Raw genomic sequence first — 25437 nt, 5'->3', positions numbered from 1 at the left:
CCCCCGCGCGCTAGACCGGCAGGCGGACCGTGGCGATCAGTCCGCCGCCCTCCCTGTTGGCCAGTGCGACGTCGCCGCCATGCGCGCGCGCCACCGCCCGCGCGCTGGGCAGGCCGAGGCCGACTCCGCCGGTATCGCGATTGCGCGAGCGCTCGCCGCGGAAGAAGGGTTCGAAGACATGATCGAGATCTTCCGCCGGGATACCGGGTCCGGAATCGCGCACGTCGAGCACGGCATGGCCGTCGATCAGGGCCAGCGACACCTCGGCCCCGCCGGCATATTTGACGGCGTTCATCACCAGATTGGTCACCATCGCCTTGATCGCCGCGGGATTGGCATTGAGGACCAGGGGTTCGCCCGGCGCGAGCGTCACGATCTCGCCGCGATCGGCGAGATCGTCGACCACCGTCTCGGCGAGCGAGCGCAGATCGAGCGGCCGGCGCACCGGCGGCTGGCTGGTCTCGCGGACATAAGCGAGCGCCGTCGACACCAGCCCCTGCATGTCGCGGATATCGCCCTCGCAGGCCTGGCGCAGATCGTCGGGCGCGGCCTCGAGCCGCAAACCTAGCCGCATCAGCGGGGTACGCAGATCGTGCGCGACTGCGCTCATCACCGTGGTGCGATCGTCGACATAGCGATTGAGCCGCGCCTGCATCGTGTTGAACGCCGCTGCGGCTTCGGCGATCTCGCCGGGACCCTCGAGCTCGAGCGGCGGCGCGCGTGGATCGCGCCCCAGCCGCTCGGCGGCGGCGGCGAAGGCGCGGATCGGCCTGGCGAAGCGATGCGCGAGCGCCCAGGCGAACGGCGCCACCGCCACGGCCGAAACGATCAGCCAGGCCAGCACGAACCAGCGCCACGCCTCGAACCCCTCGACCGGCTCGACCCGGAGCCACTGCCCGTCAGGCTGGCGCCATGCTGCCGCGAAATCCCCGATCAGGATCACATCGCGCGCCACTGCGGGGCTGATCGGCGCGGGCCGCGGCACCGCCGTGCGCTGGAATACCCGCTCGCGCTGCAGGAACGGCGTTGGGAAACTAATGCGAACCGATGTCGCCGGAACGCCGAGCGCAGTGGCGAGCGCCGCCTCGATTCGCTCGCCGCGCGGGTTCCACGCCGCCGGCTCGACCGCCGCGAGTCGCTCGACCTGCAATTCGCCACCGGGATCGCGCCCGTGCATCGCATGGACGACCTGCCCGACCGTATAGAGCTTGGCCGACGGCGTCTGGACCGCGATCAGCAGCGTCAGGTTCATCAGCTGGACCACCGCGACGCAGACCAGCATCAACAGGAAGATCCGCAGGAACAGCGGCGAACGCGCCGCGCTCCCGGCTGAGATCATGCGCGCGCGACTCGCGGGACGAACAAATAGCCTTCGTTGCGCACGGTACGGATGATCTCGTCGCCGCCGGCGCGCAGCTTGCGGCGCAGGCGGCTGACCTGCACGTCGATCGCGCGATCATAGGCGTCCGAATCGGGTCCGCGCGCGGCCTGGAGCAATGCCTCGCGCGTGAGCACCCGGCGCGACCGCTCGATGAACACGCGTAGCACCGCGAACTCGCCGTCGGTGAGGCCGACCAATACGCCGTTCGGATCGAACAGCTCGTGGCTGCCGAGATCGATCCGCCACCCGTCGAAGCCATAGACCTCGCTCACCGGCGCCGGGCCGATTCCGCGCTTGCGCAGCGCCGCACGCACGGTGGCGAGGATTTCACGCGGACTGCACGGCTTGGGCAGATAATGGCCCGCGCCGACCTCGAGCCCGAGGATCCGATCCTGCTCCTCGCCGAGCGCGCTGAGCAGGATGATTTCGGGTCCGTCGCGTCGCGCGATGCGGCGGCAGGCGGCAAGCCCGTCCTCGCCGGGCATCATCACGTCGAGAATCACGCAATCGACCGGCGTGCGCGCGAGCACTTCATCCATGCCGCGTGTGTCGGCCGCGGTCTCGACACGGAAACCATGCGCACCGAGGCTGTTGGCGAGGAGATGGCGAATGTCGTGATCGTCGTCCACGACGAGCAACGTCGCCGAATCGGCATGGGTCTGGGCTAAGCTGGCCATATCCCATTGTAGGTGCGATGTGTCTGAAATGCTGCCCTATTTTTTCTATTGAGCGCAATGGCTTGTCGGCACCCGGCCAAGACGGGGACGGGCCCCGCCATCGCTGGCGGAGCCCGTCTTGATCAACCGTCAGCCGGCTTCAGTGGCCGCGGCGGCCATTGCGGTCATGCTTTTCGATCTGGATCCGCGCCGAGAGCGCGTCGAAGCGGCGATCGAGATCGCGGCGCTCGGCGAGGGTCAGGCCCGGGCGGCTGGCGCGATAGCGCGCCTCGAGCCGGCTGAGCTCGCGGAACTGCATCTTGAGCCGCGTCGCTTCCCGGCGGCTCAGCGCACCCGAGCGGATACCCTGATTGATGCGCGCCTCGAGCCGTGCCTGGCGCGCATTGATGTTCTGCCAGCCGGCCTGATAGCTCGCGGCGTGCGGCGCCGGAGCGGCAATGGCGGTGGCGGGAACAGCCGCGGCGGCGATGCCGAGGCCGGCGAGCATGAGCGAGAACTTCTTCATGGTACTCTCCTTTGAAACGGGACCGCGCTGCGGTCGAAGGGCGTTATCGAACGCCGCTGTCGCGGGAGTGTCCCAGGGCTCGTCCTATTGTGTCGCGATTTGTCGCAGAGCCGGCGCGAGGCTGAACGGGGGTTCAGAAACCAGGGCGTATCGACCTTCAACGGCGCAGGACGATCCAATCCTCCCCCGCCAGGGGAAGATTACGGAATGTCGATTGCACCTAGGCCGCGAGCAGCCGTTCGGCCTGCGCGCGCGCCTCGGGAGTGATCTCGGCGCCCGAGAGCATCCGCGCAATCTCCTCGCGGCGCTGGCCGGAGTCGAGCGGAGTGACGCCGGTGCGAGTGACGAGGCCGTCATGGCTCTTGGCGATCAGCAGATGCTGGGCGCCCCGCGCCGCCACCTGCGGGCTGTGCGTCACGACGAGGACCTGCGCGGTCGAGGCGAGCCGTGCGAGCCGATCGCCGATCGCGCTCGCCACCGCGCCGCCGACGCCCCGATCGATCTCGTCGAAGATCAGCGTACCGGCGCCGCCTTCCTCGGCCAGCGCGACCTTGAGCGCGAGGATGAAGCGCGACAATTCGCCGCCGCTGGCGATCTTGATCAGCGGCGCGAACGGCGCGCCCGGATTGGTCGAGACCGCAAACTCGACCCGGTCCATCCCCGCCGGCGACCACGCGCTCTCCTCGAGCGGCTCGACCACAGTGCGGAAACGCGCAGCATCGAGCTTGAGCGGCTTGAGCTCGGCCTCGACCGCGACATCGAGACGCGTAGCGGCCTGCGCGCGAGCCTCCGATAGCGCGCGTGCCGCATCGCGATAGACGCGATGCGCTTCCTCGACGGCGAGTTCGAGCCGGGCGATCCCGGCCCCGCCACTCTCGACCCGGTCGAGCCGGGCCGACAGCGCGTCGAGCAGTGCGGGCAATTCATCGGGCTGAACGCGGTGCTTGCGCGCGAGCGCACGCAACTCGAACAGCCGGGTCTCGTCCGCTTCGAGCGCAGCGGGATCGAAAGCGAGCGCCCCCGCCGCCGCATCGATGCGGTCCTGCGCGTCGGCGCCGTCGGTGATCGCCCGGTCGATCGCGGCGAGCGCCTCGGCCAGCGCCTCATGACTGTCGGCGATCCGTTCGAGGATGCGCGCCGCCTGGCGGAGCTGGCTAAGCCCGCCTTCCGAGCCTTCGAGCAGTTGGGCCACCGACTGGAGCTCGCCCGCGACCTTCTCGCCGCGCTGCATGGTGGCGCGGCGGCCGGCGAGAAGCGCTTCCTCGCCCGCTTCGGGCGCGAGCGCGCGAAGCTCGGTCACCGCATGGGCGAGCCATTCGCGGTCGCGCTCGGCGACGTCCTGTTCGGCGCGCGCCACCGCGAGCGCGTCCTCGGCCTCACGCCAGGTGCGATGCGCCACGGCGATCGGTCCGGCATCGAGTCGGCCGAACGTGTCGAGCAAAGTGCGATGCCCACGCGGATTGAGCAGGCCGCGATCGTCGTGCTGGCCGTGAATCTCGACGAGATGCGGGGCGAGTTCGCGGAGCAGCCCCGCCGATGCCGGCTGATCGTTGACGAAGGCGCGGCTGCCGCCGTCGGACTTGACGATGCGGCGGACGAGCAGAGGCTCGCCGGGTTCGAGTTCGAGGCCGTTCTGCGCCATCAGATTGGCGATCGCCCCGTCCTGCGCCGGCGTCTCGAAGCTGGCGGTGACGACGGCCTGGGCGGCGCCCTGACGCACCAGCCCGCTTTCGCCGCGGGCGCCGAGCGCCAGCCCCAAAGCATCGAGCAGGATCGACTTGCCTGCGCCGGTCTCGCCGGTCAGCACGCCCAGTCCCGTGCCGAATTCGAGGTCGAGCGCCTCGATCAGCACCACGTCGCGGATGGAGAGCGCCGTCAGCATGCGGGGCGGCTTATTGCAGGAACGGAGGAGGAACGGAAGTCATCGCTTTCACCCCTGCCGTCATCCCGGCGAAAGCGGGGATCTCAGGCGAAGGCGCATGCGGCCCGAGATCCCGGCTGTCGCCGGGATGCCGGGTGTTTTCGGTAACGCGCAATAGCTCTCAGCTCGCGGCGGGAGTCTGTGCCTTGGCGAGCTTGTCCTGATTGTCCTGCATCAGGTCGTAGGCCCGCTTGTACCAGTCGGTGCCCGGATAATTGGCGCCGAGTACCGCTGCCGCCTTCTGCGCCTCGCTCGGCATGCCGAGCGACAGATAGCTTTCGGTCAGCCGCAGCAGCGCCTCGGGCACGTGCGTGGTCATCTGATAGTTTTCGACGACGTTGCGGAAGCGCATCGTCGCGGAGATCCACTGGCCGCGGCCCTCGTAGAAGCGGCCGATCTCCATTTCCTTGCCGGCGAGATGGTCGCGGACGAGATCGATCTTGAGCCGCGCATCGGCGGCATAGCGGGTGTTGGGATAGCGGCGAGTCAGCTCGCCAAGCGAATCGAGCGCCTGCTGAGTGATCTTCTGGTCCCGGGTCACGTCGGCGACCTGCTCGTAATAGCTGAGCGCGATCAGATAATAAGCGTAAGGCGCGTCGCGATTGCCCGGATGGACCGCGAGGAACCGCTGCGACGAAGCGATCGCCTGCGAATAATCCTGGTTCAGATAGTAACTGAACGCCCCCATCAGCTGCGCGCGCCGCGCCCATACCGAATAGGGATGCTGGCGCTCGACTTCGTCGAACAGGGCGGCGGCCAGCTTGTACTGGCGCTGGTCGAGCCGCTCCTTGCCGGCGCTGTACAGCGTGCCGACGTCGCGCGCGACATAAGGAAGGTCGGAGCGAGCGCCCTGCTTGGCGCAACCTGCGACCGAGAAGGCGAGCACCGGAACGAGGGCGAGCGCAAGCGCGCGGGTAATTGGAATACGCATCGACGGGGGTCTTAGCCCAGCGTGGTGGCGTCAAACAATCCTTTTCGCGGCGGCTTTGTGGCGGCCGGGTTCGCACCGGTGATTGCACTGGCGCAGCGGATCGGTTGACGGCATTGGTGCGTTGCACAATCATTGCGCATCCGAACCGGAGGAATTTTAGTGACTGCGACGCTTCTCGCCACGCATCGTGTCGAAAAACCGTGGGGACGCCACACATTGTGGCCCGGCTTCGCAGATCCGGCGCCCGATCAGGATCCCGTCGGCGAGATCTGGTTCAAGACTCCGGGCAACGACACGCCCGACCTGCTGATCAAATATCTCTTCACCAGCGAGAAGCTGTCGGTGCAGGTGCACCCGAATGACGAACAGGCCCGGGCCAAGGGTCTGCCGCGCGGCAAGGACGAATGCTGGGTGATCCTCGACGCCGAGCCCGATTCGACGATCGCGCTGGGCACGAAGCAGCCCGTCGATCGCGATACACTGCGCGCCGCCGCGCTCGACGGATCGATCGAGGATCTGCTCGACTGGAAGCCGGTCAAAGCGGGGGACTTCTTCTACTCGGCCTCGGGCACCGTCCATGCGATCGGCGCCGGGATCACTTTGGTCGAGGTGCAGCAGAACAGCGAGACGACGTATCGGCTCTACGATTATGGCCGCCCGCGCGAGCTGCATCTGGAAGACGGCGTCGCCGTCTCGGATGCGACGCCTTATGTGCCGCATCCGATGCCCGGCAAAGTGGCCGAGGATCGCACGATCCTCGTCGAGGGCCCCAAATTCGTGCTCGAGCGCTGGGAAGGCGGGCGGCGCACGTTCACGCTTCCGGAGGGCGTGACCGGCTGGCTGGTGGCGCTGGCGGGCCAAGGCGTGGTGGACGGCGTCGCTTTCCACGCCGGCGAATGCCTCACGCTGGCCGGCGAATGCGAACTCCATGTCGAGGCGGGCAGCGACCTGCTTTTCGCCTATCCGGGCAGCAGCCGCATCTGAAGCCGCGTCATGGCCGGCAGATGAACATGACGTAGTTTGACATTCACGCAACTTCGCGACGATCCGGCACGTTGGGTTTGCATCCGAATAGAACAGGAGCAAATCCATGCGTATCCTATTTGCCGCCGCGATCGCCGCGGTTGCGCTCCCGGCACTGCCGGCGATGGCGCAGACCCCGCGCCAGGAATATCGCGAGAATATCCGCGACGCGCAGCGCGACTGTAATCGCGAACTGCGCCGTGCCGAAAGTCGCCGCGAATATAATCGCGAGATGCGCGAATGCCGCCGCGAAATGCAGCAGGCCCAGCGCGAATATCGCCGCGACAGCCGCGATTGGCGCCAGTATCGCAACTATGACTACAACCGCCTGCCCCGCGGCCAGAACGCCTATTATGCCGATCAATATTATCGCGACGGCAGCTATTATCAGGAGCGCCGCCTGAGCCGGAACGACCGCGTCTATCGCGGCAATGACGGCCGCTATTATTGCCGCCGCTCGGACGGCACGACCGGCCTGATCGTCGGCGGTGTCGCCGGTGGTCTGCTGGGCAACACCCTGTCGAACGGCCGTAATGCGACGCTCGGCACCCTGCTCGGCGCAGCCGCAGGTGCGGCGCTGGGGTCGTCGGTCGACCGCGGCAACGTGCGCTGCCGCTAAACGTCTCTGCCACGCAGGCGAGAGGGGCCCGGCGCTTCGGCGTCGGGCCTTTTCGTTGGGCTAGATCAGCCCGCCGGTGAGGAACAGCCTGATCCCGCTGATCGCGAGGATCAGCAGGTTGAGGTTGCGCCCGGAATTGCTGCTCGACAGCATCCCGATCACCGTGCCGACCAGGGCGAGCGGAAATGCGACCCAGTTGAGCAGCGGCACCAGCGGGAACGGGATCACTCCGACCAGCGCGAAGAGCCCCGCGAACAAACCGATCAGGATGGAGACGATGTTCAGCATTCGGCGAATATGGTGCCTCGAGGGTGTGTTGGCAAGCTAAAGCGCATCGGTATCTCCAAAGGGTTCCTTAACCTTGCTGCGGCATGACCTCGACGTTCAAAGGAGCGTCTTGCGCATGGTCCGCACCCTCGGTTTCATCCTGTTCGTCTTCCTGCCGCTGGCGCTGGCCGGCTGCGGCGGGCCCGACAATGCCAACAACATGATGAGCGATGCGGAACTCGGCAACGCCGCCGACCCGGCGGTCACCACCGCGCTGCAGGACCAGATCATGGTCGACCCCCAGCTCGGCCGCCAGGCCAATGGCGATGCGATCCGCCCGCCTTCCCAGCCTTATTCGGGAGGCGTCCCAGCCGACGGAGTCGCCACCAACGGCGAGAAGGTCGACACCGCCGGCCTGATCAAGGCCCCCGCCCCCGTCGCCGGCAAGGATTGCCCCGAATGCGCGGCAGCGCGCGAGGCAGTGACTCTCGGCGGGATCGCGGCGCGGCAGAAGAACCCCCGGATCAAGGGCTGCGCCGGCGCGCTCAAATATTCGGCCGCCTGGGCGCAGCGGCTTCCCGCCGATCTGCCGCTCTATCCGCAAGCACGGGTGACCGAAGCGGCAGGCGCCCAAGGCGGCAATTGCGCATTGCGCGTGGTCAGCTTCTCGGCCGCCCAGTCGATCGACGCGCTGCTCGACTGGTATTACACCAGGGCCACCCGTGCCGGCTACAGTTCGGAGCATCAGCGCGACGGCGCACAGCATGTCCTCGGCGGTACGCGGAGCCGCGACGACGGCGCCTATGTGCTGTTCCTGACCAGGCGCAAGGACGGCGGCACCGACGTGGATCTGGTCGCCAATAACGGCATCTGATCCGGCGCACACGAACAGCGCGGTTCCCCTGAAGAGCAAACCGCGCTACCGGCGCGATATGCCTTCACTTCTTCTAGTCATGCTCGGCGGCGCGTTCGGCGCCGGCGCCCGACATCTCGTCGGGCGGGCGACGCTCGACCTGCTCGGCCCGAACTTTCCGTGGGGCACGCTCGCCGTGAACCTGATCGGCGGGCTCGCAATGGGCCTGCTCGCCGGCGGCCTCGTCCGCTTCGGCGCGCAGGGCGAGCAATGGCGGCTGTTGCTCGGCGTCGGCGTGCTCGGCGGATTCACCACTTTCTCGGCCTTTTCACTCGACGTGATGCTGATGCTGGAGCGCGGCGATTGGGGCGTGGCGCTCGGCTATGTGCTCGCCTCGGTGGTCGGTTCGGTCGTAGCGCTCGCACTGGGCCTCGGCATGGCAAGGGCAGTGGCATGAGCAACGACGTCCGCCAGTTCATCGTCGGCGCAGACGACGACGGCATCCGTCTCGATCGCTGGTTCAAGCGGCATCTGCCCGACGAATCGAGCTTCAACATCGTCTCGCGCTGGGCGCGCACCGGCCAGCTGCGCGTCGACGGTGCGCGCGCCGATCCGGGCGACCGCATCGCGGCGGGACAGACGATCCGGGTGCCCCCGGCCGAGCCGGTCAAGGCAGGGCCCGCCAAGCCCAAATCGGACCGCCCGCCGCTCAGCGACGAGCAGACCGCGTTCATCCGCGAGATGGTGATCCATCAGGACGCGCAGGCGATCGTGCTCAACAAGCCCCCCGGCCTCGCGACGCAGGGCGGCACCAAGACGACGGAGCATGTCGACGGGCTGCTCGACGCGCTCCAGTTCGAGGCCGAAGGCCGGCCCAAGCTCGTCCACCGGCTCGACAAGGATACCTCGGGCGCGCTGCTGCTCGCCCGCACGTCGCGCGCCGCCGCTTTCTTCTCCAAGCACTTCTCGGGGCGAAGCGCGCGCAAGCTCTATTGGGCGCTGGTCGTCGGCGTGCCCGAGATCGAGGACGGCCTGATCGAGCTGCCGATCGGCAAGCAGCCGGGCACCGGCGGCGAGAAGATGCAGGTCGACACCAAGGAAGGCGCGCCGAGCCGCACCCGCTACCGCGTGATCGAACAGGCGGGCAACCGCACCGCGTGGGTCGAGCTCCAGCCGCTCACCGGACGCACCCACCAGCTCCGCGTCCACATGGCGGCGATCGGCCACCCGATCGTCGGCGACGGCAAATACGGGCTGCAGGAAGCGTTCCTGACCGGCGGCATCTCCCGCAAGATGCATCTCCACGCCCGCCGCATCCGCATCGATCATCCCGATGGCGACAAGATCGACGTCACGGCCGAATTGCCCAAGCATTTCGCCGAATCGATGCACACGCTCGGCTTCGACCTCAGTCTGGGCAACACCAATGCGCTCGACGATCGGCCGCCGATGAGCCGCGAGCAGAAAAAGGCGCAGGGTCGCGCGCACGCCAAATCGGTGCGCAAGGAGCGCCGCGGCGAGCGGCGCGGCAGGGGCCAGAAGGACTAGATGCGCGCCAGAGAGAAGCGGCCGTGGTTGGGTCTGGCTCTCGCCGCTCCCGCATTGACGGGCTGTGTAGCGCACGGCGCCACGAAGCCGATCGATGTCCTGTCCGCCTTCTCTGCCAATGATGGCCAGCGCATCGAAGTCCGTGGTTTCCTTCGGTATGGGGACGACGCGCGAGGCGTGTGGCAATCGCAGGCATCGTATCGTGACTATACGCCCGAAGCGGCACCCGCCTGCATCACGCTCTGGAACGCAGGCGCGTTTCGTGAGCAGCTCTTGCGACGCGATGGCTCGACGATAACGATTACCGGAAAAGTCCGCGTCGAACCGCCGCTCCACGCCGGCGAAATCTCACTCGGCCGATGCAGCGACGTCGGGCTCGTCATCGAGCGTCTCCGATGAACCGCCTCGCGATCTTCGATTGCGACGGCACGCTCGTCGACAGCCAGGCCAATATCTGCCGCGCGATGGAGGAATGCTTCGCCGTCTCGCGGCTGGATCCGCCGCCGCGCGCGGCGATCCGGCGGATCGTCGGGCTGAGCCTCGTTCCCGCCATCGCGCAATTGCTTCCGCAGGCCGAGGCGGGGCAGCACGAGACGATGGCCGAGGATTACAAGCGCGCCTTCTTCGCGATGCGCGCCAGCGGGGCGCTCGATCCGGAGCCGTTGTTCGATGGAATCGCCGAAGCGATCGAGACGCTCGATGCGGGCGGCTGGCTGCTCGGCGTGGCGACCGGCAAATCCGATCGCGGGCTGAAGCACATCCTCGAGCATCACGGGCTCGCTCACCGCTTCGTCACGCTGCAGACCGCCGATCGCCACCCCTCCAAGCCGCACCCCTCCATGATCGAGACGGCGATGGCCGAGGCCGGCGCCGCGCCCGAAACCACCGCGATGATCGGCGACACCAGCTTCGACATCAGGATGGCGCGCGCGGCGGGCACGCATGCAGTAGGTGTTGCATGGGGCTATCACACCATGCATGAATTGCTCGAGTCGGGCGCGCACCATGTCGTCGCGCATGCGTCGGCGCTGCCCGCCCAGCTGGAGGCCCTATGACCGACATGACGGACGCCGATCGCCTTGCGCGCAATCGCTATTTCATGATCGCCGGAGTCAATCTGCTCGCCACCGCCGGCGCGGTGCTCGGGCTGCTCGTCGCCGGGCGCTCGAACAGCTGGGAAGGCAGCGTGCTGGGCGGCGCGATCCTGCTCTCGGCATTGTACGTCATGGCAGTCGTGCCCCGCGCGATGGCGCGGCGCTGGCGAACCCCGCAGCCGTGAGACGTTTCTGGAAAGACGTGACGGTCGAGCCGGGCAACGGCATCGCGCTCGACACCCGGCCGGTGCGCACGCCCGGCCGCGCCACGCTGACCGTGCCGACGCGCGCACTCGCCGAAGCGATCGCCGAGGAATGGCGCGCGGTGGGCGACACGCTCGATCCGCGCGCGATGCCGCTGACCGGGCTCGCCAACGCCGCGATCGACCATGTGGCGCCCGACCCCGCCGCTTTCGCCGCCGGGCTGGCCGCTTACGGCGAGAGCGACTTGCTCTATTACCGTGCCGAGGAGCCGGCCGCCCTGGTCGACCGCCAGGCCGCCGCCTGGGACCCTTTGCTCGACTGGGCGCGCGGGCGCTACGACGTGCATTTCGAGCCGACCGCCGGGGTGATGCATCATGCCCAGCCCGAGGCGACGGTCGCGCGGCTGGGCGAAGCCGTCGCGGCGCTCGACGCGTTCCGGCTCGCGGCATTGTCGCCGGTGGTGACGATCAGCGGCTCGCTGGTCGCCGCGCTGGCCCTGATCGAGGATGCGGCCACCCCCGAAGCGGTGTGGCAGGCCGCGCATATCGACGAGGATTGGCAGGCCGAACGCTGGGGCGAGGACACGCTGGCGGTCCAGGCGCGCGAGGCGCGGCGGGTGGATTTCGACGCGGGGGTACGGTTCCTGGGGCTGCTCTAATTGGAAAGGCCTGCGGTGTTCGCCTCGCCGCGGCTAAGAACATTTAGCGAACGAATCGTTGACATGTAGGAAAGCAATTTGTCTAGCCTTATCTCCAGCAACGGAGGTGAGCATGTTCAAGGTAAAAGACCACGGCGCAGTCGGTGATGGGGTGGCCGACGATACATTTGCTATTCAGAGTTTATTGAATCAATTTGGTTCTATCGGCGTAAGTCAATCTACAACCGTTGTTAATATTGACTTCGGGGAAGGCGTCTATCGTATTACGCAACCACTATACGTTAAGCAGAATTATCTTAGGCTCTTTGGGTCGAGCGCCACGATCAAGTGCGACGGGGCAGCCTACGGCCTGTTCTTGTCATACGACAATTCGGTCAACAACTTGATCGGCGTTCAGATCGAAGATCTGTGGATCGAAGGGGCCGACGTGCACGGAATCATTGCACAGTGTGCCCCCCAATCGCGTTTTCGGCGACTGAAAATCACAGGCTGCGGTGGCGATGGCATCGCCATATTCGGCTCTGTCGCAGTGAAGACGGAGGATTGCGTCCTCGAGGACAACGGCGGTTGGGGCTATCGCGAGCAGGCGTTCTCGAAGACTTATGCAGGCGCTCCGCAACCGGTCATCGTCGGCTGCATCGCCAACGAGGTAATCCGGCCCCGCGCCTATCGAAATAAGTTCGGCGGGCTGGCGTTTTATGAGAGTCAGCAACCGTACGTCTTGCGGCCAGATTTGGAAGAGAATGGCGAGACCAGCGGTCGCGGTATCAGTTTCGAGACGGTTCTCAACGGTGTCATCGACACCCCCTACGATGAGAAGTCGCGCTATGCGGTCATATTTGAGGCGGTCCCCCGGCTTATGCCCGCTTTCCAGGGTGGCCATAACGAAGTGCGATCTGGTCAGTTGAATGGCGAACTGGTGGACGGAGCAGTTCCACTCTCTGTCTACATCATCGCTACGGATCACAACGTTATCGCGGGAGGCAGGCTCGCCGGCAACGTGCAGATCAATGCAACCTCGGCCGACAATGTCATCATGCCTGGGACGTTCATCGGCGGGACGCTTACGAACAACGGCGTTCGCACGAAGGATTTGCGATAGTTCGAGACCTTATGAGGTAGCGAAAGTTGGCGCGGCGGCTCGATGAGTCGCCGCGCACGGCAGGCATGATCTACGCGAATGTCCGCTAGTCGATGGCATGGGGAAGCCCTTAGGCTCCCGCCACACTCGGGCGCCCTCGCGCGCGATTAAAAAGAACAAACCTTGAACATCGTCCGCGATGCGCTACCTATATCCGGCGACTAGATCGCCGCTCCTTGTTATCGTCGCATCGCTCCCCTTCCCGATACCGAATCAACCGGCGCGCTTGTGTCGCGTCAGAGCCGCCAAGCTGTCGCGTGTATGCCGCGCGGGTGGCGTGTCGCTGTAGCGTGGGTGTCGCGTCAGCGTGGCGTTACGGGCGCGTTGGCCCGTGCCGAGTCAACCACGCTCAAGTTTTTATTATTTTAAATCAGCGCGTTACCGAGTCAAGCAACCCGCAAAAACCCGCTTTCGAGTCAAGCAGCACGCGCTTGACTGCGCTCCCGCCTCGGCGACGATCCGGCAACCCTATTTCATCAGCCCGCGGATAAACCCGATCAGCCCGGTCTGGCGCGAGCGGCGCAGCCGCTCCGCCTGCAGGATCGTGTGGACCGACTCGAAGCATTCCTCGACTTCGTCGTTGACCAGCACATAGTCATAGCCGTCCCAGTGGCTGACTTCGTTGGTCGCCCGCGCCATCCGCGCGTCGATCACTTCGACCGGATCGGTCGCGCGGCGGAGCAGCCGTTCGTGCAATTCCTTGAGCGACGGCGGCAGGATGAACACCCGGACGACATCGCCGCCGGCGAGCTGGAACAATTGCTGCGCGCCCTGCCAGTCGATGTCGAACAGCACGTCGCGGCCCGAGGCGAGGATCTTGTTCACGCCGTCGCGCGGGGTGCCATAGCGATGGTCGAAGACGTGCGCCCATTCGAGGAACTCGTTGTTCGCCACCATCTCGCGGAATTTCTCGAGGTCGATGAAATGATAGTCGACGCCGTCTTCCTCGCCCGGGCGGATCGGCCGGGTGGTGTAGGATACCGACATTTCGAGGAACGGATCCGCCTTGAGTAGTTTCCGGGCAATCGTCGACTTGCCCGCGCCCGAGGGCGAGGACAGCACGAAAAGGACGCCGCGGCGGCGGAATTTATGCGGATCGTTCTCGGTGCGGTGGGGCATGGGCGCTACTGGCGTGCGGACTCGGCCCCCGTCAAGTCAGACGCGCTCGTTGCGTCGCCTGCGGCGATCCCTGGCGAAGCGATACAGGCCGTAGCCGCCGGCGAGCAGCAGCCCCGGCGTGCCCATCCGGGTGATCGCGCGCTGCGCGACATAGCCAATCGCCGCGCCCTTGACGCCGCCCCGGCCGTCGCGCCGGTCGATGCGATTGCCGATGAACGCCCCGATCAGGTTGCGGATCATATCGCCGTCTCCGAACTGGCGAAGCGGTGGACGCCGTACGCGAGCGCGCCGAATACCAGCAAGGCGGGGACGACATTCTTGGCGACCTTCCACGCCGCCACCCCGGCCACCGCGCCGAGCGTGCCGCCCTCGCCGTCGCTGGCGTCTATCCTGTTGCCGATAAAGGCGGCGATTGCGTTGCCGATCATGCGAGACTCCCGGATTGGTTTCGGGAAGTAAGCGGTTAAATCCGATGCTTGTTCCGCTCCTGCAAGCGTAAGCGGAGGGCCGGTCGCCGCTTCTGTCCGCCAGGCAGCGATTAAGTTACCGTTCAGCCGAACGCGCCTTTTCTCGGGCAAGACAAAAATCAATCGGGGAGGAATTACACATGCTGCAGGTCTTCGCTCTGGCGATAGCTGCGTTCGCGCTTCCGCAGACCGCCCCCGTCGCACAGCAACGCCCGGACGCGCCGCAGCCCACGCCGACCGCGACGCCGACCGACACGCCGGGCACGCCTGCCGGAAAGTCGATCAACGAGGCGGGTCCCCAAGGCCCGGCCCCCAGCCGTCCGAAGCCCCGTCCCACGACGACCCCCGGGGTCAAATTCCGGCAGTGATCCGCATCCGGGCGCACACCCGGATGCAGTCAATCGCCGTCGGGGATCAACGCCCGACCATCGTCTCCGGCCGGACATATTGGTCGAAGGTCGCTTCGTCGACCAGCCCGAGCGCCAGCCCGCTCTCCTTGAGCGTCAGGCCCTTTTCATGGGCGTTCTTGGCGATCTTGGCGGCATTGTCATAGCCGATCGCCGGGGCGAGCGCAGTCACCAGCATCAGCGAGCGGCCGACCAGATCGGCGATCTGCTTCTCGTTCGCCTCGATCCCGTCGACGCAGCGCTCGGCAAAGCTGGTCATGCCGACCGACAGCAGATGGATCGAGCGCAGCACGTTCGCCCCGATCAGCGGCATGAACACATTGAGCTCGAAATGCCCCTGCATGCCGCCGACGGTGACCGCCTGGTTGTTGCCGATCACCTGCGCCGCGACCATCGTCAGCGATTCACACTGGGTGGGATTGACCTTGCCCGGCATGATCGAGCTGCCCGGCTCGTTGGCGGGCAGCGACAATTCGCCGAGCCCCGAGCGCGGACCCGAGCCCAGCAAGCGGATGTCGTTGGCGATCTTGTTGAGCGCGACGGCGAGCGTATTGAGCGCGCCCGAGAAGAAGACCAGCCCGTCCTTGGCAGCCAGCTGCTCGAACTTGTTCGGCGCTGGCTCGAAGTTCGTGCCGGCGATATCCGAGATCGCCGCCGACATGTCCTCGGCCCAGCCCTCGGGCGCATTGAGCCCGGTGCCGACGGCAGTGCCGCCGATCGCGAGCTTGCGCAGGTTTCCATTGAGCGCGCCTTCGATCCGCGCCTTGCAGCTGATCAGCTGTGCGGCATAGCCCGAGAATTCCTGGCCGAGCGTCAGCGGGGTGGCGTCCTGGGTATGGGTGCGGCCGATCTTGATGATGTGGTCCCAGCCCTCGGCCTTGGTGACCAGCGAAGCGGTCAGCCGGTCGAGCGCCGGGATCAGCGCGCCCTGCGTCGCGCGGACCGCGGCGACATGGAGCGCGGTCGGGAAGCTGTCGTTCGACGACTGGCTCATATTGACGTGATCGTTGGGATGCACCGGCGATTTGCCGCCGCGCGTCCCCGCCAGCACGTCGTTGGCGCGGCCGGCGATGACTTCGTTGACGTTCATGTTGGTCTGGGTGCCGCTGCCGGTCTGCCAGATCACCAGCGGGAACTGGTCGTCGAGCTTGCCGTCGACGATTTCCTGCGCGGCCGCCTCGATCGCGTCGGCGATGCCGCCGTCCATGCCATGCTTGCGATTCACCCGCGCCGCGGCCTGCTTCACGATTGCTTGCGCATGGACAATGCCGATCGGCATCCGCTCCATCTCGCCGAACGGGAAATTCTTGATCGAGCGCTGTGTCTGCGCGCCCCAATAGGCGTCGGCAGGGACTTCGATGGCGCCGATCGAGTCGGTTTCGGTGCGGGTAGTCATTCTTCCTCCGTCACCCCGGCGAAGGCCGGGGTCTCAGGCCGCTGACGCAACCTTTGTGGCATGAGATCCCGGCGTGCGCCGGGATGACGGTCCCTTAGCTATTTCTTCCGCTTGAAGTCCACCGAGACGACGTTCGAGCCGTCGTCGGCCGGAGTCACCGTCGGGCCGTCATTCTCGGCCTCTTCGTGCGGCTCGGGGCCTTCGGGCACGTCCTGCGCCTGGAAGCGCAGCTCGAAATTGACCGCCGGATCGTGGAAGCCGGTGATCGCCGAGAACGGGATGTTGAGCATCGCCGGCACCTGGTTGAAGCTCAGCCCGACCGAGAATTTCTCGTCGTCGACCCTGAGGTCCCAGAAGCGGTGCTGGAGGACGATCGTCATTTCGTCCGGAAACCGCTCGATCAGCCGCTGCGGGATGTCGACTCCGGGCGCATGCGTCTTGAAGGTGATGTAGAAATGATGCGCGCCGGGCAGCGCCTGAGTCGCCGCGACCGAGCCGAGCACGCGCCCCACCACGGCACGCAGCGCCTCCTGGACGATCTCGTCATAGGGAATCAGGCTATCGGGCACGGTACCGGTCATGGACCTTGGGTAGCGCTTCACGCCCGCGGGTCAAGCGTATGCTGCTTGGCCCCAAGCAAGCCTATTTTGCTTGGGAGCGAGTGGGCGCTATGGGGGCGCCATGCGAACCGCCACGATCAGCCGCAAGACCAGCGAGACCTCGGTCGACGTCACCCTCAACCTCGACGGCACCGGCGCCTTTGCCGTGTCGACGGGCATCGGCTTCTTCGATCACATGCTCGAGCAGCTCAGCCGCCACTCGCTGATCGACATGGAGGTGAAGACCGTCGGCGACTTGCATATCGACCAGCACCACACCGTCGAGGACACCGGGCTCGCGATCGGCGAAGCCGTGGCCAGGGCTCTTGGCGACAAGAAGGGCATCCGCCGCTACGCCGATGCGCTCTCGCCGATGGACGAGACGCTGGCGCGCGTGGCGATCGACATTTCGGGGCGCCCCTTCCTCGTCTGGAAGACCGCGTTCAGCCAGAAACGCCTCGGCGAGATGGACACCGAGATGTTCGAGCACTGGTTCCACAGCTTCGCGCAGACCGCGGGCGTGACGCTCCACGTCGAGACTTTGTACGGCAGCAACAACCACCATATCGCCGAAGCCGCGTTCAAGGGTCTCGCCCGGGCGCTGCGCGAGGCAGTCGAGATCGATCCGCGTAAGGCGGACGCGATCCCGAGTACCAAGGGAGTGCTGTGATGATCGTCGCAATCCTGGCCTATAAGGCACCGCTCGAGACGGTCGACCTTCACCGCGCCGCGCATATCGAATGGCTTCGCGCGCGCTATGCCGACGGCACGATGCTTGCCTCGGGCCGCCAGACGCCGCCGACCGGCGGCGTGCTGTTGCTCCGCGCGACTCGCGCGGCCGCAGAGGCGCTGCTCGCGCAGGATCCGTTCGCGGTCCACGACATCGCCGATTACACCCTCACCGAATTCACCCCGACGATGACCGCGCCGGGGCTGGAAGCGCTGGCGGGATGAGCGTTGCGCTGATCGATTACGGCGCGGGCAATCTCCACTCGGTTCACAATGCGCTGAAGGCGGCAGGCGCCGAGGGGCTGGTGATCACCGCCGACCCGGACGTGGTGGCGAAGGCCGATCGCATCGTGCTGCCTGGCGTCGGCGCGTTCGGTGCCTGCGCCCGGGGCCTGCGCGAAGTCGACGGGATGATCGCCGCGCTCGAGCAACGCGTGCTGACCCAGGCCACACCCTTCCTCGGCGTGTGCGTCGGCATGCAGCTGATGGCGCGTCGCGGCGAGGAGCTCGGCACCCATGACGGGCTCGGCTGGATCCCGGGCGTAGTGCGGCATTTGCCGCCCTCCCCCGATGTGCGCGTACCCCATATGGGCTGGAACGATGTGATCCCCGTCGGCGCTCACCCGTTGATTGAGCCTGGCGAAGCCTATTTTCTCCACAGCTTCGCCTTCGAGGGCGAGCATGTTCTCGCCACTACCGAGCATGGCGGCCAGGTCACCGCGGCGATCGGTCGCGACAATATGGCCGGCGTCCAGTTCCACCCCGAAAAGAGCCAGCGCTACGGCATTGCGCTGCTGGAGAGGTTCCTAAAATGGAAGCCGTAGCTTCTGGCCTGATCGTCTTCCCCGCCATCGATCTCAAGGCCGGGCAGGTCGTCCGGCTCGCCGAAGGCGATATGGACCGTGCCACCATCTATGGCGACGATCCCGCGGCGCAGGCCGAGATCTTCGCGCAGGCCGGCGCCGAATGGCTCCACGTCGTCGATCTCGATGGCGCCTTCGCGGGCGAATCGGTCAACGGCGCGGCAGTGGCGGCAGTCCTCGAGCGGTTCGGTGGCAAGATCCAGCTCGGCGGCGGCATCCGCAATCGCGAATCGATCGATCGCTGGCTCGATCTCGGCGTCGCGCGCGTGGTGATCGGCACTGCGGCGCTGGAGAATCCCGAACTGGTCCGGGCCGCGGCGCGTGACAATCCCGGCCGGATCGTCGTGGCGGTCGACGCCCGCGATGGCATGGTCGCGACGCACGGCTGGGCCGACGTCTCGGACGTATCGGTGGTCGATCTCGCGCGCCGGTTCGAGGATGCCGGGGTGGCCGCATTGCTGTTCACCGATGTCGGCCGCGACGGTCTGCTCAAGGGATGCAATGTCGAGGCGACCGTGGTGCTGGCGCGCGCGGCGTCGATACCGGTGATCGGCAGCGGCGGCGTGACCGACATCGGCGACATCCACGCGCTGAAAGGCCATGTGACCGACGGAATCGAGGGCGTCATCACCGGTCGCGCGCTGTATGACGGGCGCCTCGACCTCGCCGAAGCAATCGCGGTGGCCAAGGCATGAGGGAAGCCGTCGCCACGATCGCTCCCCTCCCGCTCGCGGGAGGGGGCGGGGGAGGGGCTGGCCACATGCCGGCGCCCTCGCGGCGCTCCCCTCCCCTCACCCAGTGCCGGGTGAACGATGCCCCGCATCGTTCAGGCCATGCCGGGGGCATAGCCGACCCGGCGCTCGCAAGCGGGAGGGGAATTTGACCGTCCGCGCCCGCGTGATCCCCTGCCTCGACGTGGCGAACGGCCGCGTGGTGAAAGGCGTCAATTTCGTCGACCTGATCGACGCCGGCGATCCGGTCGAGCAGGCGCGCGCCTATGACGCCGCCGGCGCCGACGAGCTCTGCTTCCTCGACATCACTGCCAGCCACGAGGCGCGCGGAACGATCCTCGACGTCGTCCGCCGCACCGCCGAGGTGTGCTTCATGCCGCTCACCGTCGGCGGCGGCGTGCGCGGCGTCGAGGATGCACGTGCATTGCTGCTCGCCGGCGCCGACAAGGTCGCGGTCAATTCGGCCGCGGTGTCGCATCCCGAAGTCGTCGCCGAGATCGCCGAGCGGATGGGCAGCCAGTGCGTCGTGGCCTCGGTCGACGCGCGGCGCGTTGGCGAGCGCTGGGAAGTGTTCACCCATGGCGGGCGGCGCGCGACGGGGATCGATGCGGTTGCGCACGCGCTTCGGCTCGCGGAGCTCGGCGCGGGCGAATTGCTCGTCACCTCGATGGACCGCGACGGCACGCGCGATGGCTATGACCTCGACCTGATCCGCACGATCGCCGATCAGGTGACGGTGCCCGTGGTGGCATCGGGCGGCGTGGGCAATCTCCAGCACCTCGTCGCCGGCATCCGCGACGGCCACGCCTCGGCGGTGCTCGCCGCATCGATCTTCCATTTTGGCGAGGCCAGCATTGCGGAGGCGCACGCCGCGCTGGCGGCGGCGGGGATTCCGGTTCGCAAGTGAACCAGTGCTCCTGCGAAAGCAGGAGCGCGCCCCGCTTAACCCTTCCCCAACCCTGCAGCCGCTACACCCTCCGCATGCTCCGCATCGCCATCGCCCTGCTGATCGCCGCCCCCGCCCTCGCTGCGGCACCGCACAGCGGTGTCGTCGGCACGCGCTCGATGCCCGAGCTCTCCGACATCGCCTTGTTCGCCTGCGCGGCGTTCGGCGTGTGGTTCGTGCGCAATCGGCTGCGCGCGCGCTTCCGCCGCGACACGCCCAAGGATTGACAGCCGCGCGCCTCTCCCGCAGCCGGAGCAGCATGGCAGATACTCTCGACGCGCTTGAAGCCGTGATCCGCGAACGCCGCACCGGCGACCCGGCAAGCTCCTATGTCGCCCGGCTGACCGCGAAGGGTCGTGCCAAGATCGCGCAGAAGCTCGGCGAGGAAGCGGTCGAAACCGTGATCGCCGCGATCCAGGATGACAAGGCTGCGCTGACCAGCGAAGCCGCCGACCTGCTCTTCCACCTCGCGGTGCTGCTCGCCGATGCCGGGCTGAGCCTCGACGACGTCCGCGCCGAACTCGCCCGCCGCGAAGGCGTGTCCGGGATCGACGAAAAGGCCAGCCGGCCCACGCAATGAGCGTCACCCCGGCGAAGACCGGGGCCCAGAGTTTCTCTGCTGTTCGGCCTGCGGCTCTGGGTCCCGGCTTTCGCCGGGATGACGGTTTGGTATGTCCAGAAGCAGAGGAGAACCGAAATGCCCATCGACGCCGCCCGGCCCTATGATCCGGACAACATCTTCGCCAAGATCCTGCGCGGCGAGATCCCATCGAACAAGGTCTATGAGGATGCCCACGCCCTCGCCTTTCACGACATCAATCCGCAGGCGCCGCGGCACATCCTCGTGATCCCCAAAGGGGCCTATGTCAGCTGGGACGATTTCGCCGCCAAGGGTTCGGATGCGGAGATAGCCGGCTTCGTCCGCGCCGTCGGGCAGGTCGCGCGCGACGCGGGGATGGTCGAGCCCGGTTACCGGCTGCTCGCCAATATCGGGCAGGACGCGCATCAGGAGGTGCCGCACCTCCATGTCCATATCTTTGCGGGACGTCCGCTGGGGCCGATGCTGGTACGCTGAACCGCCGCACTAAGGGATTGCGCCACCCGGTTTTGCGGCTAGGCTCGCGCCTTTCAATTTCGGGGCGGCGCGAACCGGCGCCGCGAAGGGGACCACTCAATGATATTCGGGCGCGTAAAATCACTCGACGCCATTCTGGCGACAGCCGAAAAGAAAGCGCTGCATCGCTCGCTCGGCGCCTTCCAGCTCACCATGCTGGGCATCGGCGCAGTGATCGGCACCGGTATCTTCGTGCTGACCGCGGAAGCGGCGCAGAAGGCCGGTCCCGGCATGATGCTGGCGTTCGTGATCGCGGGCTTCGTCTGCGCGGTCGCCGCGCTCTGCTATGCGGAAATGGCGGCAATGGTGCCGGTTTCGGGCTCTGCTTATACCTATAGCTATGCGGTGATGGGCGAACTGGTCGCCTGGATGGTCGGCTGGGCACTGATCCTCGAATATGCCGTCGCCGCGGGCGCGGTGTCGGTGGGATGGTCCGGCTATGTGGTCGGGCTGCTCGAGAACGCCTTCTCGATCGACATCCCCGACATGCTGGTGCGCGGACCCTATGACGGCGGCCTCGTCAATCTGCCCGCAATGGCGATCGCCGGCCTCGTCACCTGGCTGCTGGTGATCGGTACCAAGGAAAGCGCATTCGTCAATTCGATCCTCGTGCTGATCAAGGTTGCCGCGCTGACGCTGTTCATCATCCTCGCCGTGCCGGTGATGAACATGCAGAATTTCGAGCCCTTCTCGCCGCTCGGCTTCGCCGGCGTTTCGGCGGCGGCGGCGTCGATCTTCTTCGCTTATGTCGGCTTCGACGCGGTCTCGACCGCGGCCGAGGAAACCAAGAACCCGCAGCGCAACATGCCGATCGGCCTGATCGGCAGCCTCGCCATCTGCACGATCTTCTACCTGCTCGTCGCCGCCGGCGTCATCGGCAGCGTCGGCGCGCAGCCGATGCTGGGCCCCGACGGCGCGGCGCTTGCCCCGGGCAGCGTCGAGCTGACCAAAGCGTGCGCCGACAACATCGCCGCCACCGGCCGCGACGCGGTGGTCTGCTCGAAGGAAGCTCTGGCCTGGACGCTGCGCGAAATCGGCTGGCCACAGATCGGCAATCTGATCGGCCTCGCCGCCGGCCTGGCCCTGCCTTCGGTCATCCTGATGATGATGTTCGGCCAGACCCGCATCTTCTTCGTGATGAGCCGCGACGGCCTGCTTCCCGCGGTCTTCTCCAAGGTTCATCCGAAGTTCCACACCCCGCACGTCATCACCATCCTGACGGGCGTCTTCGTGGCCTTGTTCGCGGCCTTCTTCCCGGTCGGCAAGCTGGCCGACATCTCCAACTCGGGCACCTTGTTCGCCTTTGCCGCGGTGTCGATCGCGGTACTGGTGTTGCGCCGCACCGATGCCACGCGGCATCGCCCGTTCCGCACGCCGCTGATCTGGCTCACTGCGCCGTTCGCGATCCTCGGCTGCGTCTATCTGTTCTACAGCCTCGGCTACGACACCAAGATGATGTTCCTAATCTGGGCGGCAATCGGTCTCGTGGTGTATTTCGCCTATAGCCGGCGCAAGAGCCATGTGGGCCGCGGTCTCACCGAAGTGCACGAGCACGAGGCCTATGAGGAACTCGATCCGCCGGTGCCGGGCACGAAGTGAGCCGGGCACGGACCTGAAGGGGCCGGAGGAGCGATCCTCCGGCCTTTTTCATTTACATCCCTCCCGAAAAGCAGCTTGCGTCAGTAATGATATAGAATATCATTACCGTTCATCCGGGGGTCATCCCAGAGGCGCAACAACTCCCCGGACGGCCCGCAAGCGGCCGGCAACCACTGGGGAGAGTCACATGCCGCGTTCCGCGTTGATGCTCGGTTGTTCCGCCATCCTGATCAGTTCCGCCGCGCCGCCCCCGCCCCTCAAGGCGTCCCCGCCCACCGTCGCGCAGGATCGGCATTCACCGGTACGCTGCGTTCGCGAGCGCGGCCAGCCCGAGGCACTGCCCGCGCCAGGCTATGCGCCGCCGCCGGCTTATGCGCCTTCCGCACCCCCGCCACCGCTACTCAGCATCGCCCCGCCGACGGCCGAGATGCGCGTCACCGGACAAGCGATGAAACGGGCCACGGGCATGGCCGTGCGAACCGCCCCCTACGGCGCGCCCGGCAACAGCGAACGCTATGACGGCAAGGAAGTCGCATCGATCCAGCAGGTCCTCGCCAACCCCGTCTCCACTTTCTCGGTCGATGTCGACACCGGCGCCTATGCCAATGTCCGCCGCTTCCTGACCCAGGGGGAGGACGTGCCCGCCGCGGCAGTGCGCACCGAGGAGATGATCAACTATTTCCGCTACGATTATCCGCGCCCCGACTCGCGTGAGGCACCGTTCAGCATCACGACCGACGTCGCGTCCACACCGTGGAACCCCGACACGCGGCTGCTCCGCATTGGCCTGCGCGGCTATGACGTGAGCGCGAAAGGCCGCCCGCCCGCCAATCTGGTCTTCCTCGTCGACGTCTCCGGCTCGATGTCGAGCCAGGACAAATTGCCGCTGGTGAAGAAGGCGCTGACGATGCTCGCCGATCAGCTGACGGTGAAGGACCGGGTATCGATCGTCGTTTATGCCGGCGCCGCGGGCGTGGTGCTCGAACCCACCCACAAGAAGGAATATGTGAAGGCCGCGCTCGAATGCCTCGACGCGGGCGGATCCACTGCGGGCGGCGACGGCATCAAGCTGGCCTATTCGGTCGCACGGGCCAACTATCTGGAGGGTGGGATCAATCGCATCTTCCTCGCCACCGACGGCGATTTCAATGTCGGGATCAACGACAACAAAGTGCTCGAGGATCTCGTCAAAAAGAACCGCGACGACGGCATCACGCTCACCACCCTTGGCTTCGGCACCGGCAATTACAACGAAGCGATGATGGAGCGCATCGCCGATGTCGGCAATGGCAACTACGCCTATATCGACAGCGCGATGGAAGCGCAGAAGGTACTCGACGACGAACTCGGGGCGACGCTCTTCACCATCGCCAAGGACGTCAAGGTCCAGGTCGAGTTCAACCCGGCGCAGGTCAGCCAATATCGCCTGATCGGCTATGAGAATCGCGCGCTCGCCGAGGAGGATTTCGCCAATGACAGCGTCGATGCCGGCGATATCGGCGCGGGACATCAGGTGACTGCCTTGTACGAAGTCGTCCCCGCCGGCGCCGCAGGCTGGATTTCCGCGCGTCGCTACGAGGGCAATCGCCCTGCCCCCGCGCCCGCGACGGGCGACGAGTTCGCGCATGTGAAGCTTCGCTACAAATTGCCCGGCGAAGCGGCCTCGCGGCTGATCGCGCGCCCCGTCTCGGCCGGGCTGCTGCGCACCGCGCAGGCGCCCCGCGGCGACATGGCCTTCGTCACATCGGTCGCGGCGTTCGGCCAGCGGCTGCGCGGCGACAAATATCTGAACGGCTATGGCTATCGCGACATCGGCGCGCTGGCAGGCGCCTCCGACAATTACTGGCGCAGCGAGTTCGCGCGGCTGGTGCGCCTGGCCGATAGCGGCAAGGGTTCGGTCGCCTCGGCCGAATGACCCGGCTGGACGCTGCGGAATCCGGCGCTATGCAGTTGAGAATGCGCGTGACTGCATGGCGTCGGGAGCGAATTGGATGAACGATACGGCTTGGCAGACGGGCGGCGCGTTATACGACGGGGCGCCGGTGTGGCTCACTTTGTCTTTCGTGCTGATCGGCGTCGGTATCCTCGCGGCCTTGTTCGTCCTTGCCTGGGGCACCCGGCTCGCTAAACGACGCCAGCAGGCACGTCAGCAGCTCGAGGCGCGCGGTGAAGTGCACCAATCGAGCGAACCCGCTCCACCGGTGCGCCCGGTCGCGGCCCCGCCCGTCGCTCCCTCACCGCCACCGATCGCCGACACGCCGGTGGTGGCCACCGCGCCTCAACCCGATCCCGAACCGGCACCGCTCGCCGACGAGCCGATCGCCGCCGCCGCGCCGCTCGATGCTTCGCCTGCCGCGCTCGCTGCATCGGATCCAGCGCCCGCGCCGTCGAGTGCCGACGACCTCACCCGGATGAAGGGAGTCGGCCCCAAGCTCGCCGAACGGCTGAACGCGCTGGGCGTCACCAGCTTCGCCCGGATCGCCGCACTCAGCCCCGCCGAGGCCGAAGCGCTCGACGCACAGCTCGGAACGTTCCAGGGCCGCATCCACCGTGATCGCTGGATCGAGCAAGCCGGCTTCCTCGCCCGCGGCGATCAGGCAGGTTATGAAGCAGTGTTCGGCAAGCTCTGACCCCGCTTCGCGAGG

At 66.7% G+C, this 25437-nt stretch carries 33 protein-coding genes; 22 read left to right on the top strand and 11 right to left on the bottom strand.

Going from position 1 to position 25437, the window contains the following annotated elements; all coding sequences use genetic code 11:
• Positions 1 to 10: 10 nt before the first annotated feature.
• The 5 genes from CVN68_RS18580 to CVN68_RS18560 all read right to left on the bottom strand — a co-directional run bounded on the left by CVN68_RS18580 (position 11) and on the right by CVN68_RS18560 (position 5415).
• Positions 11 to 1339 carry an ATP-binding protein gene (locus CVN68_RS18580; RefSeq protein ID WP_100283514.1) on the bottom strand — a complete coding sequence of 443 codons (1329 nt, stop codon included), beginning with the start codon at positions 1337 to 1339 and terminating at the stop codon, positions 11 to 13.
• Positions 1336 to 2058, bottom strand: coding sequence for a response regulator (locus CVN68_RS18575; RefSeq protein ID WP_100283513.1), 723 nt, complete (start codon positions 2056 to 2058; stop codon positions 1336 to 1338). The genes CVN68_RS18580 and CVN68_RS18575 overlap by 4 nt, the downstream gene beginning before the upstream one ends.
• A gap of 139 nt (positions 2059 to 2197) precedes the next feature.
• Positions 2198 to 2563, bottom strand: a complete 366-nt coding sequence (locus CVN68_RS18570) for a hypothetical protein (protein WP_100283512.1) — start codon at positions 2561 to 2563, stop codon at positions 2198 to 2200.
• Positions 2564 to 2783: 220 nt separating this feature from the next.
• Positions 2784 to 4445, bottom strand: a complete 1662-nt coding sequence (recN, locus tag CVN68_RS18565) for a DNA repair protein RecN (protein ID WP_100283511.1) — start codon at positions 4443 to 4445, stop codon at positions 2784 to 2786.
• Between the two features lie 160 nt (positions 4446 to 4605).
• Positions 4606 to 5415, bottom strand: coding sequence for an outer membrane protein assembly factor BamD (locus tag CVN68_RS18560; RefSeq protein WP_100283510.1), 810 nt, complete (start codon positions 5413 to 5415; stop codon positions 4606 to 4608).
• A gap of 159 nt (positions 5416 to 5574) precedes the next feature.
• Here CVN68_RS18560 and CVN68_RS18555 point away from each other — a divergent pair, with 159 nt between their 5' ends.
• Complete coding sequence (locus CVN68_RS18555) at positions 5575 to 6399, top strand: pirin family protein (RefSeq protein WP_100283509.1); 825 nt, start codon at positions 5575 to 5577, stop codon at positions 6397 to 6399.
• A gap of 106 nt (positions 6400 to 6505) precedes the next feature.
• Positions 6506 to 7057, top strand: coding sequence for a glycine zipper 2TM domain-containing protein (locus CVN68_RS18550; protein WP_100283508.1), 552 nt, complete (start codon positions 6506 to 6508; stop codon positions 7055 to 7057).
• Between the two features lie 60 nt (positions 7058 to 7117).
• On the opposite strand, the gene CVN68_RS18545 is transcribed toward CVN68_RS18550, so the two are convergent.
• The gene (locus tag CVN68_RS18545; protein WP_100283507.1) at positions 7118 to 7345 is read right to left on the bottom strand and encodes a hypothetical protein; all 228 of its coding nucleotides are present in this window, start codon (positions 7343 to 7345) and stop codon (positions 7118 to 7120) included.
• Positions 7346 to 7460: 115 nt separating this feature from the next.
• Here CVN68_RS18545 and CVN68_RS18540 point away from each other — a divergent pair, with 115 nt between their 5' ends.
• The 8 genes from CVN68_RS18540 to CVN68_RS18505 all read left to right on the top strand — a co-directional run bounded on the left by CVN68_RS18540 (position 7461) and on the right by CVN68_RS18505 (position 12783).
• Positions 7461 to 8198 (top strand): hypothetical protein, encoded by a 738-nt coding sequence (locus tag CVN68_RS18540; RefSeq protein WP_100283506.1) that lies wholly within the window; start codon positions 7461 to 7463, stop codon positions 8196 to 8198.
• A 58-nt stretch (positions 8199 to 8256) separates the two neighbouring features.
• On the top strand, positions 8257 to 8634 hold the full coding sequence (gene crcB / locus CVN68_RS18535) for a fluoride efflux transporter CrcB (RefSeq protein WP_100283505.1): 378 nt from the start codon (positions 8257 to 8259) through the stop codon (positions 8632 to 8634).
• On the top strand, positions 8631 to 9725 hold the full coding sequence (locus CVN68_RS18530) for an RluA family pseudouridine synthase (RefSeq protein WP_100283504.1): 1095 nt from the start codon (positions 8631 to 8633) through the stop codon (positions 9723 to 9725). The genes crcB and CVN68_RS18530 overlap by 4 nt, the downstream gene beginning before the upstream one ends.
• Entirely contained in the window at positions 9726 to 10124 is a 399-nt protein-coding gene (locus tag CVN68_RS18525; RefSeq protein WP_158298953.1) for a hypothetical protein, read from the top strand.
• On the top strand, positions 10121 to 10780 hold the full coding sequence (locus tag CVN68_RS18520) for an HAD-IA family hydrolase (RefSeq protein ID WP_100283502.1): 660 nt from the start codon (positions 10121 to 10123) through the stop codon (positions 10778 to 10780). Before CVN68_RS18525 ends, CVN68_RS18520 begins: the two co-directional genes overlap by 4 nt.
• On the top strand, positions 10777 to 11004 hold the full coding sequence (locus CVN68_RS18515; protein WP_233503424.1) for a hypothetical protein: 228 nt from the start codon (positions 10777 to 10779) through the stop codon (positions 11002 to 11004). Before CVN68_RS18520 ends, CVN68_RS18515 begins: the two co-directional genes overlap by 4 nt.
• On the top strand, positions 11001 to 11681 hold the full coding sequence (locus CVN68_RS18510) for an ATP12 family chaperone protein (protein ID WP_100283501.1): 681 nt from the start codon (positions 11001 to 11003) through the stop codon (positions 11679 to 11681). Before CVN68_RS18515 ends, CVN68_RS18510 begins: the two co-directional genes overlap by 4 nt.
• A gap of 112 nt (positions 11682 to 11793) precedes the next feature.
• On the top strand, positions 11794 to 12783 hold the full coding sequence (locus CVN68_RS18505; protein WP_100283500.1) for a glycosyl hydrolase family 28-related protein: 990 nt from the start codon (positions 11794 to 11796) through the stop codon (positions 12781 to 12783).
• 507 nt (positions 12784 to 13290) lie between these two features.
• Here the strand turns inward: CVN68_RS18505 and gmk are convergent.
• The 3 genes from gmk to CVN68_RS18490 are packed head-to-tail and all read right to left on the bottom strand — an operon-like array spanning position 13291 to position 14369.
• On the bottom strand, positions 13291 to 13941 hold the full coding sequence (gene gmk / locus CVN68_RS18500; RefSeq protein WP_100283499.1) for a guanylate kinase: 651 nt from the start codon (positions 13939 to 13941) through the stop codon (positions 13291 to 13293).
• Positions 13942 to 13977: 36 nt separating this feature from the next.
• Entirely contained in the window at positions 13978 to 14181 is a 204-nt protein-coding gene (locus tag CVN68_RS18495) for a hypothetical protein (RefSeq protein ID WP_100283498.1), read from the bottom strand.
• Positions 14178 to 14369 carry a hypothetical protein gene (locus CVN68_RS18490; protein WP_100283497.1) on the bottom strand — a complete coding sequence of 64 codons (192 nt, stop codon included), beginning with the start codon at positions 14367 to 14369 and terminating at the stop codon, positions 14178 to 14180. The genes CVN68_RS18495 and CVN68_RS18490 overlap by 4 nt, the downstream gene beginning before the upstream one ends.
• A 179-nt stretch (positions 14370 to 14548) precedes the next feature.
• On the opposite strand from CVN68_RS18490, the gene CVN68_RS23725 reads away from it, so the two are divergent.
• A complete protein-coding gene (locus CVN68_RS23725) occupies positions 14549 to 14776 on the top strand; it encodes a hypothetical protein (protein ID WP_199560128.1) in 228 nt (75 codons plus the stop codon).
• Positions 14777 to 14822: 46 nt separating this feature from the next.
• On the opposite strand, the gene fumC is transcribed toward CVN68_RS23725, so the two are convergent.
• A complete protein-coding gene (gene fumC / locus CVN68_RS18480; RefSeq protein WP_100283496.1) occupies positions 14823 to 16211 on the bottom strand; it encodes a class II fumarate hydratase in 1389 nt (462 codons plus the stop codon).
• A gap of 98 nt (positions 16212 to 16309) precedes the next feature.
• On the bottom strand, positions 16310 to 16792 hold the full coding sequence (locus CVN68_RS18475) for an SspB family protein (RefSeq protein WP_100283495.1): 483 nt from the start codon (positions 16790 to 16792) through the stop codon (positions 16310 to 16312).
• 100 nt (positions 16793 to 16892) lie between these two features.
• Between CVN68_RS18475 and hisB the strand changes: the two genes are divergently transcribed.
• The 11 genes from hisB to CVN68_RS18415 all read left to right on the top strand — a co-directional run bounded on the left by hisB (position 16893) and on the right by CVN68_RS18415 (position 25422).
• A complete protein-coding gene (gene hisB / locus CVN68_RS18470; protein WP_100283494.1) occupies positions 16893 to 17480 on the top strand; it encodes an imidazoleglycerol-phosphate dehydratase HisB in 588 nt (195 codons plus the stop codon).
• Positions 17480 to 17764 carry a YciI family protein gene (locus CVN68_RS18465; protein ID WP_100283493.1) on the top strand — a complete coding sequence of 95 codons (285 nt, stop codon included), beginning with the start codon at positions 17480 to 17482 and terminating at the stop codon, positions 17762 to 17764. Before hisB ends, CVN68_RS18465 begins: the two co-directional genes overlap by 1 nt.
• On the top strand, positions 17761 to 18363 hold the full coding sequence (gene hisH, locus CVN68_RS18460) for an imidazole glycerol phosphate synthase subunit HisH (RefSeq protein WP_100283492.1): 603 nt from the start codon (positions 17761 to 17763) through the stop codon (positions 18361 to 18363). Before CVN68_RS18465 ends, hisH begins: the two co-directional genes overlap by 4 nt.
• Positions 18351 to 19097 carry a 1-(5-phosphoribosyl)-5-[(5-phosphoribosylamino)methylideneamino]imidazole-4-carboxamide isomerase gene (gene hisA / locus CVN68_RS18455; RefSeq protein ID WP_100283491.1) on the top strand — a complete coding sequence of 249 codons (747 nt, stop codon included), beginning with the start codon at positions 18351 to 18353 and terminating at the stop codon, positions 19095 to 19097. The genes hisH and hisA overlap by 13 nt, the downstream gene beginning before the upstream one ends.
• A gap of 184 nt (positions 19098 to 19281) precedes the next feature.
• The gene (hisF, locus tag CVN68_RS18445; protein ID WP_100283490.1) at positions 19282 to 20040 is read left to right on the top strand and encodes an imidazole glycerol phosphate synthase subunit HisF; all 759 of its coding nucleotides are present in this window, start codon (positions 19282 to 19284) and stop codon (positions 20038 to 20040) included.
• Between the two features lie 74 nt (positions 20041 to 20114).
• Positions 20115 to 20306: a hypothetical protein gene (locus CVN68_RS18440; protein WP_100283489.1), complete on the top strand. Its 192-nt coding sequence runs from the start codon at positions 20115 to 20117 to the stop codon at positions 20304 to 20306.
• A 32-nt stretch (positions 20307 to 20338) separates the two neighbouring features.
• Complete coding sequence (locus tag CVN68_RS18435; RefSeq protein WP_100283488.1) at positions 20339 to 20659, top strand: phosphoribosyl-ATP diphosphatase; 321 nt, start codon at positions 20339 to 20341, stop codon at positions 20657 to 20659.
• A 117-nt stretch (positions 20660 to 20776) separates the two neighbouring features.
• A complete protein-coding gene (locus tag CVN68_RS18430) occupies positions 20777 to 21154 on the top strand; it encodes a histidine triad nucleotide-binding protein (RefSeq protein WP_100283487.1) in 378 nt (125 codons plus the stop codon).
• 99 nt (positions 21155 to 21253) lie between these two features.
• On the top strand, positions 21254 to 22792 hold the full coding sequence (locus tag CVN68_RS18425) for an amino acid permease (protein WP_100283486.1): 1539 nt from the start codon (positions 21254 to 21256) through the stop codon (positions 22790 to 22792).
• 187 nt (positions 22793 to 22979) lie between these two features.
• The gene (locus tag CVN68_RS18420; protein WP_100283485.1) at positions 22980 to 24707 is read left to right on the top strand and encodes a vWA domain-containing protein; all 1728 of its coding nucleotides are present in this window, start codon (positions 22980 to 22982) and stop codon (positions 24705 to 24707) included.
• 76 nt (positions 24708 to 24783) lie between these two features.
• On the top strand, positions 24784 to 25422 hold the full coding sequence (locus tag CVN68_RS18415) for a hypothetical protein (protein ID WP_100283484.1): 639 nt from the start codon (positions 24784 to 24786) through the stop codon (positions 25420 to 25422).
• Positions 25423 to 25437: the final 15 nt, after the last annotated feature.

This window comes from Sphingomonas psychrotolerans (assembly GCF_002796605.1).
In the GTDB taxonomy this organism is placed as follows: domain Bacteria; phylum Pseudomonadota; class Alphaproteobacteria; order Sphingomonadales; family Sphingomonadaceae; genus Sphingomonas; species Sphingomonas psychrotolerans.
This window is presented reverse-complemented; position numbering and strand designations above follow the sequence as displayed.